At 65.2% G+C, this 15,106-nt stretch carries 10 protein-coding genes and 2 pseudogenes; 2 read left to right on the top strand and 10 right to left on the bottom strand.

All coding sequences use genetic code 11. From position 1 onward, the window contains the following. Window positions 1-8: 8 nt before the first annotated feature. Genes sdhA through sdhC form a run of 3 tightly spaced genes read right to left on the bottom strand, consistent with a single transcriptional unit; the run spans window position 9 to window position 2,487 of the window. A complete protein-coding gene (gene sdhA / locus C4900_RS05795) occupies window positions 9-1,775 on the bottom strand; it encodes a succinate dehydrogenase flavoprotein subunit (RefSeq protein WP_228579878.1) in 1,767 nt (588 codons plus the stop codon). After that, window positions 1,772-2,122 (bottom strand): succinate dehydrogenase, hydrophobic membrane anchor protein, encoded by a 351-nt coding sequence (gene sdhD / locus C4900_RS05790; RefSeq protein WP_065968913.1) that lies wholly within the window; start codon window positions 2,120-2,122, stop codon window positions 1,772-1,774. The genes sdhA and sdhD overlap by 4 nt, the downstream gene beginning before the upstream one ends. Then, the gene (gene sdhC / locus C4900_RS05785) at window positions 2,113-2,487 is read right to left on the bottom strand and encodes a succinate dehydrogenase, cytochrome b556 subunit (RefSeq protein WP_065968912.1); all 375 of its coding nucleotides are present in this window, start codon (window positions 2,485-2,487) and stop codon (window positions 2,113-2,115) included. The genes sdhD and sdhC overlap by 10 nt, the downstream gene beginning before the upstream one ends. 170 nt (window positions 2,488-2,657) lie before the next feature. Here sdhC and C4900_RS05780 point away from each other — a divergent pair, with 170 nt between their 5' ends. Together C4900_RS05780 and ygfZ are read left to right on the top strand one after the other, a co-directional pair. Then, window positions 2,658-3,770, top strand: a complete 1,113-nt coding sequence (locus C4900_RS05780) for an IS110 family RNA-guided transposase (protein WP_114282560.1) — start codon at window positions 2,658-2,660, stop codon at window positions 3,768-3,770. Window positions 3,771-4,116: 346 nt separating this feature from the next. Beyond that, entirely contained in the window at window positions 4,117-5,145 is a 1,029-nt protein-coding gene (gene ygfZ / locus C4900_RS05775) for a CAF17-like 4Fe-4S cluster assembly/insertion protein YgfZ (RefSeq protein WP_065968911.1), read from the top strand. On the opposite strand, the gene C4900_RS05770 is transcribed toward ygfZ, so the two are convergent. From C4900_RS05770 to dnaE, 7 genes and pseudogenes are all read right to left on the bottom strand, one after another. Then, window positions 5,121-5,456, bottom strand: a complete 336-nt coding sequence (locus C4900_RS05770; RefSeq protein ID WP_065968925.1) for an FtsB family cell division protein — start codon at window positions 5,454-5,456, stop codon at window positions 5,121-5,123. The genes ygfZ and C4900_RS05770 overlap by 25 nt on opposite strands. Window positions 5,457-5,480: 24 nt before the next feature. Further along, window positions 5,481-6,766, bottom strand: a pseudogene (gene eno, locus C4900_RS05765) (phosphopyruvate hydratase). A gap of 33 nt (window positions 6,767-6,799) precedes the next feature. After that, window positions 6,800-7,639 (bottom strand): 3-deoxy-8-phosphooctulonate synthase, encoded by an 840-nt coding sequence (gene kdsA, locus C4900_RS05760; protein ID WP_065968924.1) that lies wholly within the window; start codon window positions 7,637-7,639, stop codon window positions 6,800-6,802. After that, window positions 7,636-9,288, bottom strand: coding sequence for a CTP synthase (locus C4900_RS05755; protein ID WP_176715913.1), 1,653 nt, complete (start codon window positions 9,286-9,288; stop codon window positions 7,636-7,638). The genes kdsA and C4900_RS05755 overlap by 4 nt, the downstream gene beginning before the upstream one ends. Before the next feature lie 89 nt (window positions 9,289-9,377). Continuing rightward, complete coding sequence (gene tilS / locus C4900_RS15795) at window positions 9,378-10,706, bottom strand: tRNA lysidine(34) synthetase TilS (protein ID WP_147267134.1); 1,329 nt, start codon at window positions 10,704-10,706, stop codon at window positions 9,378-9,380. Next, window positions 10,693-11,652: an acetyl-CoA carboxylase carboxyltransferase subunit alpha gene (locus C4900_RS05740; RefSeq protein WP_065972160.1), complete on the bottom strand. Its 960-nt coding sequence runs from the start codon at window positions 11,650-11,652 to the stop codon at window positions 10,693-10,695. The genes tilS and C4900_RS05740 overlap by 14 nt, the downstream gene beginning before the upstream one ends. A 1-nt stretch (window position 11,653) precedes the next feature. Beyond that, window positions 11,654-15,093, bottom strand: a pseudogene (dnaE, locus tag C4900_RS05735) (DNA polymerase III subunit alpha). Between the last annotated feature and the right edge of the window lie 13 nt (window positions 15,094-15,106).

The raw sequence follows: 15,106 nt of genomic DNA, 5'->3' as shown, positions 1-15,106 counted from the left end.
GCCGGCTCCTAATAAATGCGCGCGATCGGCGGAAACGAATCGACGGTCAGGGGCTTCATGCGCACCGGCTTGTAATCGATGGTCTCCCCCGCGCGCAGATAGAGGGTGTGCTTCAACCAGTGACGATCGTCACGTTCGGGATGATCGACCCGCGAATGCGCCCCGCGGCTCTCGTGACGCGCCGCCGCCGAGACCACGGTAGCGAGCGCCACCTCGACCAGATTCTCGAGCTCCAGGGCCTCGATCCGGGCGGTGTTGAAGACCCGGCTGTGATCACGCAGCCCGGCGTAGGCGAGCCGCTCGCGGATCTCGCGTACCCGTCGCACGCCCTCGTCTAGGACGTCCTGGGTGCGGAACACCCCGCAGTAGCGCTCCATGACGCGCCGGAGTTCGGCGCCAAGGGCCTCCACCGATTCCTCTCCCGGACGCTCCCAGCGCCGCACCCGCTCTTGCGCGCGCTCCACCGCCTCCCCGGGCAGGGGCTTATGGTAGCGCTGCTCCTTGAGCGCCGCGAGGATGTGGTTGCCGGCGGCGCGCCCGAATACGATGATATCGAGCAGCGAGTTGCCGCCTAAGCGGTTGGCGCCATGCACCGACACACACGCGCACTCGCCGACCGCGTAGAGCCCGGGCTGCGGCGCCTCCGGGCCGTGGCGCTCGGGGGCTACCACCTGTCCGAAGCGGTTCGTGGGGATGCCGCCCATGATGTAATGGGCGGTCGGATAGACCGGGATCGGGGTGCGCGCCGGATCGATATGGGCGAAACGCAGCACCGTGTCGCGTATGCCCGGCAGGCGTTTGCGGATCGTGTCATCACCCAAGTGATCCAGTTTCAGCTCCACATAATCGCCACGCGGCCCGCAGCCACGCCCCTCCGACACCTCCATGTGAATCGCCCGGCTCACCACGTCGCGGCTGGCAAGATCCCGGGCATGCGGCGCATAGTGTTCCATGAAACGCTCGCCACGACCGTTCACGAGATACCCGCCCTCGCCGCGCGCGCCCTCGGTGATCAACACCCCGAGACCGGCAAGTCCGGTGGGGTGGAACTGAATGAATTCCATGTCCTGCAAGGGCAGACCCGCGCGCAATGCGATGGCAAGCCCGTCACCGGTATTGATCAGGGCATTGGTGCTGGTGCGGTACATGCGTCCGGCGCCACCCGTGGCGATCAGCGTGGTCTTGCTCTCGATCACAAAGAGGTCGCCGGTCTCGATCTCGAGGACCAACGCGCCCAGGGTACTGCCGTCGGCATCACGCAACAGGTCGATGGCGAAAAACTCATCGAAGAAATGGGTCTTGGCGCGGATATTCTGCTGATAGAGGGCGTGGAGGATGGCATGGCCCGTGCGATCGGCCGCAGCGCAGGTGCGCGCCGCCTGCTCGCCCCCGAAATTCTGGCTCTGCCCGCCGAATTTGCGCTGGTAGATACGGCCGTCATCGATGCGTGAAAACGGCACCCCATAGTGTTCGAGTTCGATGACAAGCCGGCTCGCCGCCCGGCAGAGATACTCGATCGCGTCCTGATCGCCCAGATAATCGCCGCCCTTGACCGTATCGTACATATGCCAGTGCCAGGAATCCGGCAGCACGTTTCCAAGGGCCGCATTCACCCCGCCTTGCGCGGCCACGGTGTGCGAACGCGTGGGAAAGACCTTGGACACCACGGCCACGTGGGCATCGCCATCGGCAAGCTGCAAGGCCGCGCGCAGACCGGCGCCGCCGGCGCCCAGCACCAGGCAATCGAACTGGCGGCGCGGCAGGCGCGTGCTCACACCCACACCGCCACCACGCCATAAACGACCAGCGCAAGCAGGCCTAGGGCGATCACCATGAGACCGACAAAGCGCGCGAAGACGTTATGGACATAATCCTTCAGAATCGAGTCGCAGCCGAGATAGGCATGCAGCGCCACCGCCGAAAGCCAACCGGCCAGCAGGATACGCACAGCGGTCTCGCGCAAGAGCGCCTGCCAGGGACCGTAGCCAAAGCGCGGGAGGTCGGCGATCAGGGCCATGAACACGAGCGCCCCGCCGGCGATCACAAGCGCGCTTGCGCGCACGAGCAGATAGGCACCGCTGCCGGCGCGGCGACTGCCGAGATTCCGATCGCTCAGGGCCATGCCGACACCGCCGCAAGCGCGGTCACTACCGCCAGGATCATGACCGCGCCGGCCGTTAGGCGCGCGTGCTCGCGCCCGAATCCCCAACCGACATCATGCGCGAGATGGCGCATCCCGCTGTAGAGGTGCTCGGCCGCCACCAGGATCGCAAGCGGTCCGATCACATGCCCCCACGGACCGCGGACCGCGTTTGCCACCTGCTGAAAACCCCCCGGGCCTTGCAGAGAGGTCCGCAAAAGCCCAACCGCGAGCCCCACCACAGCAATCAAAAGGACGCCCGTGATGCGGTGCAAAAGGGAGGCCCAGGCCCCCACCGGCAGGCGCAGGGTCCTAAGGCCCAGGTCTTGCGGGCGTGCACGAGACATCCGGCCTCCCTTAGCCGTGGCAGCGGTTTTTGATATGATCGTCACGCGGCGGGCGCATGTCAGGCATTATAGACATCATGTATTGACCTGCCCGGCCTCAAGCGACGTGGATTAAGCTTGAGGTCGGGAAAACCACCATCAGCTCAGAGCCACAATTGAGGGGGCAGGTCATGACGAAGTTTAGCAAGTACATAGGCTTGGATACACATAAGGACACGATAGCGGTGGCTATTGCCGAGGCCGGCCAGAGTAAGCCGCGCTACTACGGGGAGATCGCCAACACCCCGGAGGCGGTGGCCAAGCTCGTGAAGAAGTTGAGCCCGGCCGGTGAGGTGCTGTCGTTCTGCTACGAGGCCGGCCCCTGCGGCTACGGCATCCACCGGCAGTTGACCCATCTGGGCCATGCCTGCGCCGTGGTCGCCCCCTCGCTCATCCCCGTAAAGCCCGGGGATCGGGTGAAGACCGATCGCCGGGATAGCGAATCGCTCGCCCGCTTGCATCGCGCCGGCGAGCTCACGGCGGTCTGGGTCCCAGGACCCGAGCAAGAGGCGGTGCGCGACCTCACCCGCGCCCGGGAAGACACCAAGGCCCTCGAGCGGCAGGCCAAGCAGCGCCTATCGGCCTTTCTCCTGCGTCATGGTCGCCTCTATGCCGCGGGCAAGACCAAATGGACCAAGGCCCATGGTGAGTGGCTCATGACCCTCAAGTTCGAGGCCCCCGTCCAGCAGAACGTCTTCCAGGAGTACGTCGATACCGTGGCCCATCTCACCGGCCGGGTGGCGGCCCTGGAAGAGGAGATGGTGCGGGTCCTGGACGATTTCTCATTAGCCCCCATCGTGCGCGCCTTGATGGCGCTGCGCGGCATACAGCTCGTGACGGCCCTTACCGTGGTCGCCGAGATCGGGGATCTCACGCGCTTTACCTCGCCCCGGCAGCTCATGAGCTATCTGGGGCTCGTGCCCTCCGAATCCTCCAGTGGCGCCACCACCCGCCGCGGCGGCATTACCAAGACCGGCAATGGGCACGTCCGGCGGGTGCTCACCGAGGCCGCCTGGTGCTACCGCTTCCCGGCGCGCAAGACCGCGCATCTGCAACGGCGGGCCAAGAACACCAGCGATCCCGTGCAGGCCATCGCCTGGAAGGCCCAGAAGCGGCTCTGCGGCCGTTACCAGCACCTGATCCGCGCCGGCAAGATCAAGGTGCAGGTGTGCACGGCCATTGCCCGTGAGCTCACAGGCTTCCTGTGGGCCGTGGCCTGTGCCGTCCAGACGGAGACCCAGTAACCAACATAGCGCATAAGACTTCGAGTATACTATAATTGTCAGTGTGACTGGTAAACTATTAACCATGAGACGTGAGTCTTTATATCAAGGCAGGAGTGGCCCGGTGGGAGAATCCTCGGCCCCCCTATGAGGCGCCGATTCAACCCGGTGACCCTCGATTATAGAGCGAGGCAGCTCCACGACGAAGCGAAGTCAGGCGGTATCCAACCCGCGTATATCAGAGTGATCGACCGTCGTTAACAGCCGCTCGTGCCTTGACTCAAAGACTTACGGACAAAAGGAGCGAAAAGACAAAAGAAAACCCATACCAGTAGTTGACAGGTCAATACATATCAGGGGGCGAGTCATGCAGAGGGAATGGAAGGCGGAATTGATCGAGGCCGGCGGCCTCCTGGAGGATGGCGCCGTCACCGATTATGGCGATCGCCGCGCCGAGGTCCTGGCCGCCGCGCACGGCACGGTCTGGAGCGCGCTCACCCACATGGCGATCGTGCGCGCCACCGGGCCCGACGCCGCCACCTTCCTGCACGGGCAGTTCAGCAACGATATCCTGAACCTCGGCGCCACAAGCCAGCTGGCCGCCTACTGCACGGCCCAGGGACGCATGATCGCGCTGTTCCGGGTGGTGCCCCACCCGGATGCCCTCCTTCTGCTATTGCCCGCAGCCCTGCAGGCGGCCGTCCAGAAGCGCCTGACGATGTATATCCTGCGCGCCCAGGTCAAGCTCACGGTCGCCGCGGATTGGGCCCTCGTGGGTCTCTCCGGTGCGCATGCCCCACAGGCGCTGGCGGCCGTGGGCCTCCCGAGCCCGACCGTGCCCGAGGCCGCGACCCAGGGCGACATCACGGTCGCAGCGATCCCGGGACATACACCCCGCTACCTGCTGCTGGGACCGGAATCGGCGCTCCGCGCGCTGCCATCGCGCCTGCCCGAGGTCACGCGCGTCGGGACCCGCGCCTGGGCCTGGCTTGATATCCAGGCGGGCCTCCCCATGATAGGCCCGCAGACCTCCGAGGCCTTCGTGCCGCAAATGACGAACCTCGACCTGCTGGGGGGGATCAACTTTCGCAAGGGGTGTTATCCGGGACAGGAGATCGTGGCGCGCACCCATTACCTGGGACGCTTGAAGCAGCGCATGTATCGCGCCTCGCTGCCGGCGGATACACCCCTGCCGCCACCCGGCGCCACCCTGCAGGCCTCCAATCTCCCGGGGCAGCCCGCCGGTACCGTGGTCGATGCCCAAATCGGGCCCGATGGCGCCATAGACCTGCTGGCAGTCGTCCAGATCAGTAGCCATGACGACGGCGTAGTCTTCTGGCAAGACATACCCCTGACCTTTCGCGACCTCCCCTATCCCCTGGCCGCGAGCTGCTGATTGCGGAACACGCGCGCAGTCTGCGTGGCCGGGGGGCTGCCCGGGACGATCTCATAGAAGGTTTCACCCTTCTTCACCATCCCCAATCCCGATCGCGCCTGGGCCTCGATGGCCGCGCGCCCATGCCTCAGACTCTTCACCTCGGCGGCGAGCTCCTCGTCGGTCTTCAGGAGCGTGGCATTGGCGCGCGTCAGCGCATGGATATGGCGCTCGCGGTGCATGAGCGCGACCACACCACCCTGCCCAAACCATAGGGCATACTGGGCCAACACAAACAGAACCACCGCGAGCGGGCCTATCCATTTCCTCATGGGCACCATATTAGGCCCGTAAGCTCAGCCTTGGGAATAGGCCTGCCGCGGGGCCCGCGCGTAACGCGCGTTTTCGCCCTCGAATTCCTCGATCCGCAGGAGTTGATTGTATTTGGCCATGCGCTCGGAGCGTGACAGCGAACCGGTCTTGATCTGACCGGCACCGACGGCCACCGCGATATCGGCGATGGCGGTATCCTCGGTCTCGCCCGAGCGGTGCGAGAGGATCACGCCGTAGCCGGCCGCCTGCGCCCGGCGTATGGTCGCGAGCGTCTCGGTCAAGGTCCCGATCTGATTGGGCTTTATGAGGATGGCATTCGCCACCCCCTGATCGATGCCGCGCTCCAGTAGGGTGCTATTGGTGACGAACAGGTCATCACCCACGAGCTGTATGCGATGCCCCAGGCGCTGCGTGAGACCCCGCCACCCGGCCCAATCCTCCTCACCCATACCGTCTTCGATGCTCACGATCGGATAGCGGGCCATCCAACCCTCATAGAGCCCGGTCAGGGCATCGGCATCGAGTGTTCGGCCCTCGCCGGCCAGTGCGTACGATCCCTGTTCATCCACAAGCCCGGATACCGCGGCATCGAGCGCGATACCGACCTGCCGTCCAGGGGCGTAGCCGGCGGCGGTTATGGCCTCCTGGATCAGACCGAGGGCCTCCTCATTGGTGCCGAGGTCGGGCGCGAATCCCCCCTCATCCCCCACCGCGGTGGAAAGTCCGCGCGCCTTCAAAAGGCCTTTGAGCGTATGGAAGATCTCCGCCCCCCAGCGCAGCGCCTCGGAGAAGCGCGAGGCCCCGAAAGGCACAATCATGAACTCCTGAAAATCCAGGCTATTGTCGGCGTGCGCGCCGCCGTTCACGATATTCATGAGCGGTACCGGCAGGACGAAGGGTCCACTCCCCCCAGGTGCCGGTAGAGCGGTACGCCGGCCTCGGCGGCGAGCGCGCGCGCGAGCGCCAACGAGACCGCCAGGATGGCATTGGCCCCGAGCCGCGATTTGTCCTCGGTCCCATCCTCTGCGATCATGCGCTCGTCGACTCCGGCCTGCGCGGCATCGACCCCTACCAGCGCCCGCTTGAGCGTCTCGTTCACGGACTGGCAGGCCTTTTGGACCCCAAGCCCCCGGAACCGCCGCTTGTCCCCATCACGCAATTCGAAGGCCTCGCGCGCACCGGTGGACGCGCCGGACGGGACCGAGGCGCGCCCCGCGGCCCCGGAATCGAGCGTCACATCCACCTCGACGGTGGGATTCCCGCGGGAATCCAGGATCTCGCGCGCGCGCATATCTGCAATCTTGCTCATGACACCATCCTGAAAATTTCTTGCCGTTTTTGATTAACCACCGGTCATCTCGTCCAATCCGCGCGCCTTGACGCAGGCATCGATCTCCCTCAGGGTGTAAAGCAGACGCTCGAGGCGCGCGAGCGGCCAGGCATTGGGCCCGTCGCTCAAGGCCCGGTCCGGATCGGGATGGGTCTCCATGAAGACCCCCGCCACCCCGGACGCCACCGCCGCGCGTGCCAGCACCGGCACATACTCGCGCTGACCACCCGAACACGACCCCTGCCCGCCCGGCAACTGCACCGAATGCGTGGCATCGAAGACCACAGGACACCCGGTCTCGCGCATGATGGCAAGACCGCGCATATCCGAGACCAGGTTATTATACCCAAACGAGGTGCCGCGCTCGCACACCAGGATGCGTCCCTCGCCGCCGGCGGCGCGCGCCTTCTCCACCACGTTCTTCATATCAGCCGGGGCCAGGAACTGTCCCTTCTTGATGTTCACGGGACGGCCGGCGGCCACCACAGCCTGGATGAAATCGGTCTGCCGGCACAGAAACGCCGGGGTCTGCAGGACATCGGCGACCTCTGCCACCTCCGCGATCTCCGGAATGTCATGAACATCGGTGAGCACCGGCACGCCCACCGTGTCGCGCACCTCGGCCAGGATGGCAAGCCCGGCGGCACGCCCAGGCCCGCGAAACGAGGTATGCGCGCTGCGATTCGCCTTGTCGAATGACGACTTGTAGATGAATGGAATGGACAGGCGCGTGGTCAGCTCCTTCAGCGCCTGCGCGGTCTCCAGGGCCAACGATCGCGATTCGATCACGCAGGGACCGGCGATGAGAAACAAGGGCCGGTCCAGCCCCACCTCGAAACCGCACAGCTTCATGTCGAATTGGCCTGCCGCGCGCACACGAGCGCGCGACGCGCGCAGGCCGCCTCGATGAAACTGCGAAACAGCGGGTGACCGTCGCGCGGGTTGGATGTAAATTCGGGATGGAACTGCACCCCGATGAACCACGGATGATCCGGTAGCTCGACGATCTCCACGAGCGCCTGATCGGGCGAGGTTCCCGAGATGCGCAGACCCTTTTCGGCGAGCCGCTCGCGATAGGTGTTGTTGACCTCATAGCGATGGCGGTGACGTTCCACGATGTTTGCCGCCCCGTATATCCCGGCGGCGCGACTGCCGGGCGCGAGCTCGCAGCGCTGGCCGCCCAGGCGCATGCTGCCCCCGAGATCGGCGCCCTCGGTACGCACCTCGCGTTGTCCGTGGCTGCCCATCCATTCTGTTATGAGGGCGATGACCGGGTGCGGGGTCTTGGGGTCGAACTCGGTGCTGTGCGCGCCGGTGAGACCGACCTTGGCGCGCGCGAACTCGATGACCGCGATCTGCATGCCAAGACAGATGCCGAGATAGGGCACGGCATTCTCGCGGGCATAGCGCACGGCCGCGATCTTGCCTTCCGTGCCGCGTCCGCCGAAACCTCCGGGGACCAGGATCGCGTCATAGGCCGCGAGACAATCGACGCCTTCGTGCTCCAGGACCTCGGAATCGACGTAATGAATGCGCACCTGCAGGCGCGTGTGGATGCCGGCGTGGATCAGGGCCTCGGACAGTGATTTATAGGACTCCGTCAGATGCACATACTTGCCGACGATGGCGATATCCACCGCCCCCTGGGGATGGTCGAGGGCGTCGTTCACCGCCCGCCACTGGCCAAGGTCGATAGTCTTGGCCTTCAGTCGCAACTGCTCGACGACGATGTCGTCGAGACCCTGGTCATGGAGGATCTCCGGTATGCGATAGATGTTGTCGACATCGATCGCCGAAATGACGGCGCGCGCCGGGACGTTGGTAAAAAGCGCGATCTTCTGGCGCTCATCCTCCGGCAGCCGGCGATCCGCGCGGCATAAAAGGATGTCGGGCTGGATGCCGATGCCGCGCAATTCCTTGACGGAATGCTGCGTGGGCTTGGTCTTGATCTCCCCCGAGGCCTTGATGAACGGTACCAGCGTCAGATGCATGTAGACGGCATGCTGGCGCCCGTACTCCACCCCCATCTGACGGATGGCCTCGAGAAACGGCAGGGACTCGATGTCACCCACCGTGCCGCCGATCTCGATCATGGCCACGTCGGCGGAACCCGCGCCCTGCACGATACAGCGCTTGATCTCGTCTGTGATGTGCGGGATCACCTGCACGGTCGCGCCGAGATAGTCCCCGCGGCGCTCTTTGCGGATCACATTCTCATAGATGCGCCCGGTCGTGAAATTGTTGTCGCGGGTCATGGTCATGCGCACGAACCGCTCGTAGTGCCCGAGATCGAGGTCGGTCTCCGCGCCATCCTCGGTGACGAACACCTCGCCGTGCTGATAGGGGCTCATCGTCCCCGGATCGACATTGATGTAGGGGTCGAGCTTCATGAGGGTGACGCGCAGGCCGCGCGCCTCAAGCAGTGCGGCAAGCGATGCCGCCGCGATCCCCTTGCCCAGCGAAGACACCACCCCGCCGGTCACGAATATGAATTTGGTCATCACAACCGTCCGGGCGCATCTGGCGCCTGTCGAGTCCGGCCGTTGCCGCTGTCAGTTGGTTCCACTTCGCATAACCTCCTCGATCGGCCTCACGACTCGATATGAAAGACAAAACCCGGTTCGCCCGGTCCGGCCGTGAAAGACGCGCACATCCAATGCCCGGCCACCGCGATCAACGCCTCGTCTGCATATATCAAGACCGCGCGCGAACGCTCCCACGGGGCCATACCCATCTCCTGCAGGAGCTTCTTCAGCGCCCGGTGACCTCGGCCGGGCACGAATACCCGCTGCCCGAAGGTCCGGGTTGCCACGACGAGCGGGCGATCGGCGATGCGCGCGGCCGCCACCCCCTGCCCCACGGCCGGTACCGCCCGCAGGCGCCGACCGTCGCTCAAGCTCAGATCCCGAAAAGGGGGGGGCCATGCCTTAGGCAAGACGGGCGCGGCGGTTTCGTGATCCCCTGGGGTCCAAACCGCCCGTTCCCGGTAACGCCGCAGTACCCCGGCCCGCCCAAAGCGTAACACTTGTCGGCGACTCCGGGGAACCATGGCCAACGCCGCCAGCACCTCCGCCCCCTTGGCCTCGCTCATAGGCGGCCCCCCCTGCCCGCTGAGCCACGCCCGCAGCACCGCGCCCTGGAGGCGCGGCGCGAGCGCGTGCAACACAGGCAGGCGCAACGCCCCGTCGGGGGCCGAACAGGCGGCCACGTCTTGCGCCAGATAAGCGGACAGCAACTCCTCGGCCGAACGCGCGTGGCGGGCGGCACGGTTTATGGACTCGACGGCCCGCGGCCAGCGCGCGGTGATCACCGGCACGAGCGCATGACGGATATAATTGCGCGCATAACGCGTATCGTCGTTGCTGGGGTCGTGAACGAAGGCCAGCGCGTGCTCGGCGGCGTACGCTGCCAGCGCCGCCTTGGGCACCGCAAGCAGCGGTCGCGCCAGCCGTCCCGGGCCGAACGCGCGTATCCCGGCCATGGCAGAAAGCCCAGCGAGCCCGGCCCCGCGCAGCAGCCGCAAGAGCACGGTCTCGGCCTGATCGTCGGCATGATGGGCGGTCACCAGCACCTCCCCCGGGCGCATGCAGGCCGACAGCACCCGATAGCGGGCGGCGCGCGCATCGGCCTCAGGCCCCTCGCCCGTGCGCGCCACGGTCACGCGCACCACCTCACAGGGTACACCCATCGAGGTCGCCGCCGCCTGCACCCCGGAGCCCCACGCGCTCGCCTGTCTGTGCAGGCCATGGTCGACGTGGATGGCGCGCACCGAGCGCCATCCAAGACTGCTCATGGCATGCAAAAGCGCCAGCGAATCCCCGCCGCCACTGACCGCCACCAGGATATCGTCGGACGCCTTCACCCCGAGTCCGGCCAGGGCCCGGGACAGATATTGGCCGCAAAATCTAACGTTCTTCAAATTGTCCGTACTGGCGCAGCCGAAGCTGGCGGCGCGTGAGCAGATCGTCGGTCGGCAGCGCAACGAGATCGGATATCGTGCGCCGCAACGCCTCTTTCAGGCTGCCGGCCGCGGCCTCGTAGTCGCGATGCGCCCCGCCGAGCGGCTCGGCCACGATCTCGTCGATGAGCCCCAGGCGCTTTAGGCTCTCGGCTGTGATCCCCAGGGCCTCGGCTGCGAGCGCCGCCTTGTCGGCGCTCTTCCATAGGATCGAAGCGCAGCCTTCCGGACTTATCACGGAATAGGTGGCATACTGAAGCATCAGCATGTGATCGCAGACCCCGATCGCGAGCGCGCCGCCCGAACCCCCCTCGCCGATCACAGCGCTCACGATCGGTGTCCTCAGGGCCGCCATCACAAACAGGTTGCGGGCGATGGCCTCGCTTTGCCCGCGCTCCTCGGCACCGACCCCGGGATAGGCCCCCATCGTATCGATCAGGGTGACAAGCGGCATGCGGAAGCGCTCCGCCAGACGCATGATGCGCAAGGCCTTGCGGTAGCCTTCGGGCCGCGGCATCCCGAAATTGCGGCGTACCTTCTCGCGGGTGTCCCGCCCCTTTTGATGGCCTATGACCGCCACGGGCACGCCCTCGAGACGGCCGACTCCGGCCACGATCGCCGGGTCATCGGAATAAAGCCTGTCGCCGTGCAGTTCCTCGAAGTCCTGAAAGATCCGCCCCACATAATCCAGGACATAGGGGCGTTGCGGGTGGCGCGCGAGCTGCGAGACCTGCCAGGCGGTGAGCGATGCGAAGATCGACTGCGTCAGGCGATGGCTCTTGGCCCGCAGGCGCGCGATCTCCTCGTTGATATTGACGCCCGAACTGGAATCCAGGAATCGCAGGGCGTCGATCTTGGCCTCGAGATCAGCGATCGACTGTTCGAAATCGAGGTAATTTTGATTCATTCTACCCGTCCTGATAGATCAGTCGCGCATGGCCTTCCGGCACGAACACCTCCAACTGGCGCATGATCGCCTCGCTCGGCGTCACCCGCCAGTCCTCACCGAATACCACGTCGACCACGCCCTCTGGGCGGTGATAATACACGGTGACCGGGCAATTCCCGGCGCGCGCCGGCCCCAGGATCTCGCGCAGACCATCCACAAAGCCCTCGTCGCAACGGCCATAATCGATGTCCATGACAAGTCGGGTCGCGAACGCCGCGCGCGCCTCGTCGATATTATAGATGGCCTCGGCGGTCATTTTGAAGCCACCCGAGTAATCATCGGTAGTCACCGCACCCTTGACGATGATGAGCGCGTCTTTGACGATGCGTTCCCGGTAACGCTGGTAGAGTTCGCCAAACAGCGCAAGATCTATGCGTCCGGTGCGATCATCCAGGGTCACGAAGGCCATGCGATCGCCGCGCCGGGTATTGATGACGCGCAGCGCGACCACAAGCCCCCCCACCATGACCGAGCCGTTCTCGGTGGGCCGCAAATCCGCGATAGTGGTCCTCGTGATGCGCTTTAGCTCCGCCGCGTATCGATCTATGGGATGTCCGGTCAGATAGAGTCCGAGGGTATCCTTCTCGGCCTCCAGACGCTTTTCCATGGCCCACGGCTCGACCGCCACGAAATCCGGCTTGAACGCCACCGCATCGCCGAATAGATCATCCTGACCCACTGCGGCATCGCGCCCATACTGCTCGGCGGTGCTCAGGGCGACATCCAGGGACGCCATCATGGCGGCCCTGTGCGGTCCCAGGGCATCACAGGCACCGGCTGCGATCAGACACTCATAAGCGCGGCGATTGACCCGCCGGTCCACGACCCTCCGGCATAGATCGAAGAGATCGGCAAACGGCGTCGTGCCGCGCGCGGTCAACACCGCCTCGATGGCGCCCTCTCCAAGCCCCTTGATGGCCCCCAGGCCATAGAGAATCGTATGGTCGTCGATAGGCACGAACTCGTAATCGCAACGGTTGATATCGGGCGGCAGGACCGTGATGCCCATCTCCCGGCATTCGGCGATCATGGTGACGACCTTATCGGTCTTGTCCATATCCGCCGACAGCACGCCGGCCATGAACTCCGCCGGATGATGCGCCTTGAGCCATGCGGTCTGATAGGACAGGAGCGCATAGGCCGCGGAATGCGAGCGATTGAACCCGTAGCCCGCGAACTTCTCGATCAGATTGAAGATGGCGGTGGCAAGCCGTGGGTCGCAACCGCGCGCGCGCGCGCCCTCGACGAAGCCCTCGCGCTGCTTGGCCATCTCCTCGGGCTTCTTCTTGCCCATCGCGCGCCGCAGGAGGTCGGCCTTGCCAAGACTGTAGCCGGCCAATACCTGGGCGATCTGCATCACCTGCTCCTGGTAGAGAATGACGCCGTAGGTGGGCTTCAAGATCGGGGCCAGCGCCTCATGCGGGTACTCGATACGCGCGCGCCCATGCTTGCGGTTGATGAAATCATCGACCATGCCCGACTGCAGGGGGCCGGGACGAAACAGCGCCACCAGCGCCACGACATCCTCGAAACGGTCCGGCTGCAGGCGCAAGATGAGATCTTTCATGCCGCGCGACTCCAGCTGAAAGAGCGCCGTCGTCCGGCAGCGCTTCAAAAGACTGAAGGCCTCGGCATCATCGATCGCCAAAGACTCGATGGCAAGCGGCGCAAGGCCCTCCTGGGCGCGCCGGCGGTCTATCATGGCCACCGCCTTGGCGATGATGGTGAGCGTCCGTAACCCCAGAAAATCGAACTTCACGAGCCCCAGGGCCTCGACATCGTCCTTGTCGAGCTGCGTCACGAACTGGTTGCTGCCGGCTTCGCAGTAAAGCGGCATGAAGTCGGTCAATGCGCTGGGTGCGATCACCACGCCACCGGCATGTTTGCCGGCATTGCGCGCCAACCCCTCGAGCTTGCGCGCGGCATCGAGCAGCGCGCGTACGTCCTCCTCTTGTTCGTAGCGCTCCTTGAGCGCCGCCTCCTGGGCGATCGCCTCGTCTAGCGTAATACCGAGATCGTGCGGAATGAGCTTGGCGAGCTTGTCGACGAAACCGTATGGGTGGTCCAGAACCCGGCCGACATCGCGCACCACGGCCTTGGCGGCCATGGTACCGAAGGTGATGATCTGCGAGACCTTGTCGGAGCCGTAGCGCTCGGTGACGTACTCTATGACCCGGTCGCGGCCGTCCATGCAGAAGTCGACATCGAAATCGGGCAACGACACGCGTTCCGGGTTCAAAAAGCGCTCGAATAGGAGATCGTATTCGATCGGATCGAGCTCGGTGATGCCAAGGGCATAAGCGACCAGAGACCCGGCGCCCGAGCCGCGCCCCGGGCCCACCGGTACGCCATTGTGCCGCGCCCAGGTGATGAAGTCGGCGACGATCAGGAAGTACCCGGAGAAGCCCATCTTGACGATGACCGACAGTTCGTGGTCCAGTCGTTCGCGGTACGGTCCGTCGTGGGCGGCGCGCGCCTCGGGGGAAAACCGCGCCATGCGCCGCGCAAGCCCAGCCAGCGCATCGGCGCGCAGGACGTCGTCGACCGAGGCCCCCTCGGGGACCGGGAACCGCGGAAGATAATAATCCCCAAAACGCAGCGCCACCGTGCAGCGCCGGGCGATCTCGACGGTATTGGCAAGGGCCTCCGGGAGATCGGCGAACAGCGCCGCCATCTCCGCCGGGCTCGTCAGATACTGGCGATCGGTGTAGTGACGCGGACGCCTGGGGTCGGCCAGCGTGCGGCCCTCATGGATGCACACCCGGATCTCGTGGGCCTCGAAGTCCTCGGGCGCCAGGAAGCGCACGTCGTGGGTTGCCACCAGCGGAATCTTCAGGTGGCGCGCAAGCCCCACGGCGCGCGCATTGTATTCCTCCTGCCAGGGTCGGCCGTTGCGCTGGACCTCGACATAAAACCGCCCCGGAAACAGCGCCTCCCAGGCGCGCGCCGCCGCATCCGCCTTGTCCTTGTGGTTGCCGATCAAAAACTGCCCGACATCCCCGTCCTGCCCCCCGACAAGGCGATGAGGCCATCGCTATTGCCGACAAGCCACGTCTTGTCGAGACAGGCGCGGCCACTGCTTTGGCCTTCGCTGTAGGCGCGCGTCAAAAGCCGGCTCAGGTTGCGATAACCATCGAGGTTCTGGCAGAGCAGCGCGGCGCGATAGGGCCGTTGCGGGTCATCGCTGCGCACGAAGACATCCGCCCCCAGGATGGGCTTTATCCCCGCCTCCTGCGCCTCGTTGTAGAACTTCACCATGCCAAACAGGTTGGCAAGATCGGTCAGCGCCACCGCCGGCATGCCTTTGTCATGGCAGGCACTGACCAGGTCGTCTAGGCGCAGCAGGCCGTCGACCAGGGAATACTCCGAATGGACGCGAAGATGGACGAAGCCCGTCATGCCCGACCTCCCT

This window comes from Acidiferrobacter thiooxydans (genome assembly GCF_003333315.1).
Lineage (GTDB): Bacteria > Pseudomonadota > Gammaproteobacteria > Acidiferrobacterales > Acidiferrobacteraceae > Acidiferrobacter > Acidiferrobacter thiooxydans.
The sequence above is the reverse complement of the archived record's forward strand: the minus strand, read 5'-3'. Positions and strand labels throughout refer to the sequence as shown.

Bases quoted from the DNA above. Each gene is read 5' to 3' on its own strand.
- sdhD (WP_065968913.1), bottom strand. From the start codon at position 2,122: ATGGCCCTGAGCGATCGGAATCTCGGCAGTCGCCGCGCCGGCAGCGGT.
- sdhC (WP_065968912.1), bottom strand. From the start codon at position 2,487: ATGTCTCGTGCACGCCCGCAAGACCTGGGCCTTAGGACCCTGCGCCTG.
- C4900_RS05780 (WP_114282560.1), top strand. From the start codon at position 2,658: ATGACGAAGTTTAGCAAGTACATAGGCTTGGATACACATAAGGACACG.
- ygfZ (WP_065968911.1), top strand. From the start codon at position 4,117: ATGCAGAGGGAATGGAAGGCGGAATTGATCGAGGCCGGCGGCCTCCTG.
- C4900_RS05770 (WP_065968925.1), bottom strand. From the start codon at position 5,456: ATGAGGAAATGGATAGGCCCGCTCGCGGTGGTTCTGTTTGTGTTGGCC.
- kdsA (WP_065968924.1), bottom strand. From the start codon at position 7,639: ATGAAGCTGTGCGGTTTCGAGGTGGGGCTGGACCGGCCCTTGTTTCTC.
- C4900_RS05755 (WP_176715913.1), bottom strand. From the start codon at position 9,288: ATGACCAAATTCATATTCGTGACCGGCGGGGTGGTGTCTTCGCTGGGC.
- C4900_RS05740 (WP_065972160.1), bottom strand. From the start codon at position 11,652: ATGAATCAAAATTACCTCGATTTCGAACAGTCGATCGCTGATCTCGAG.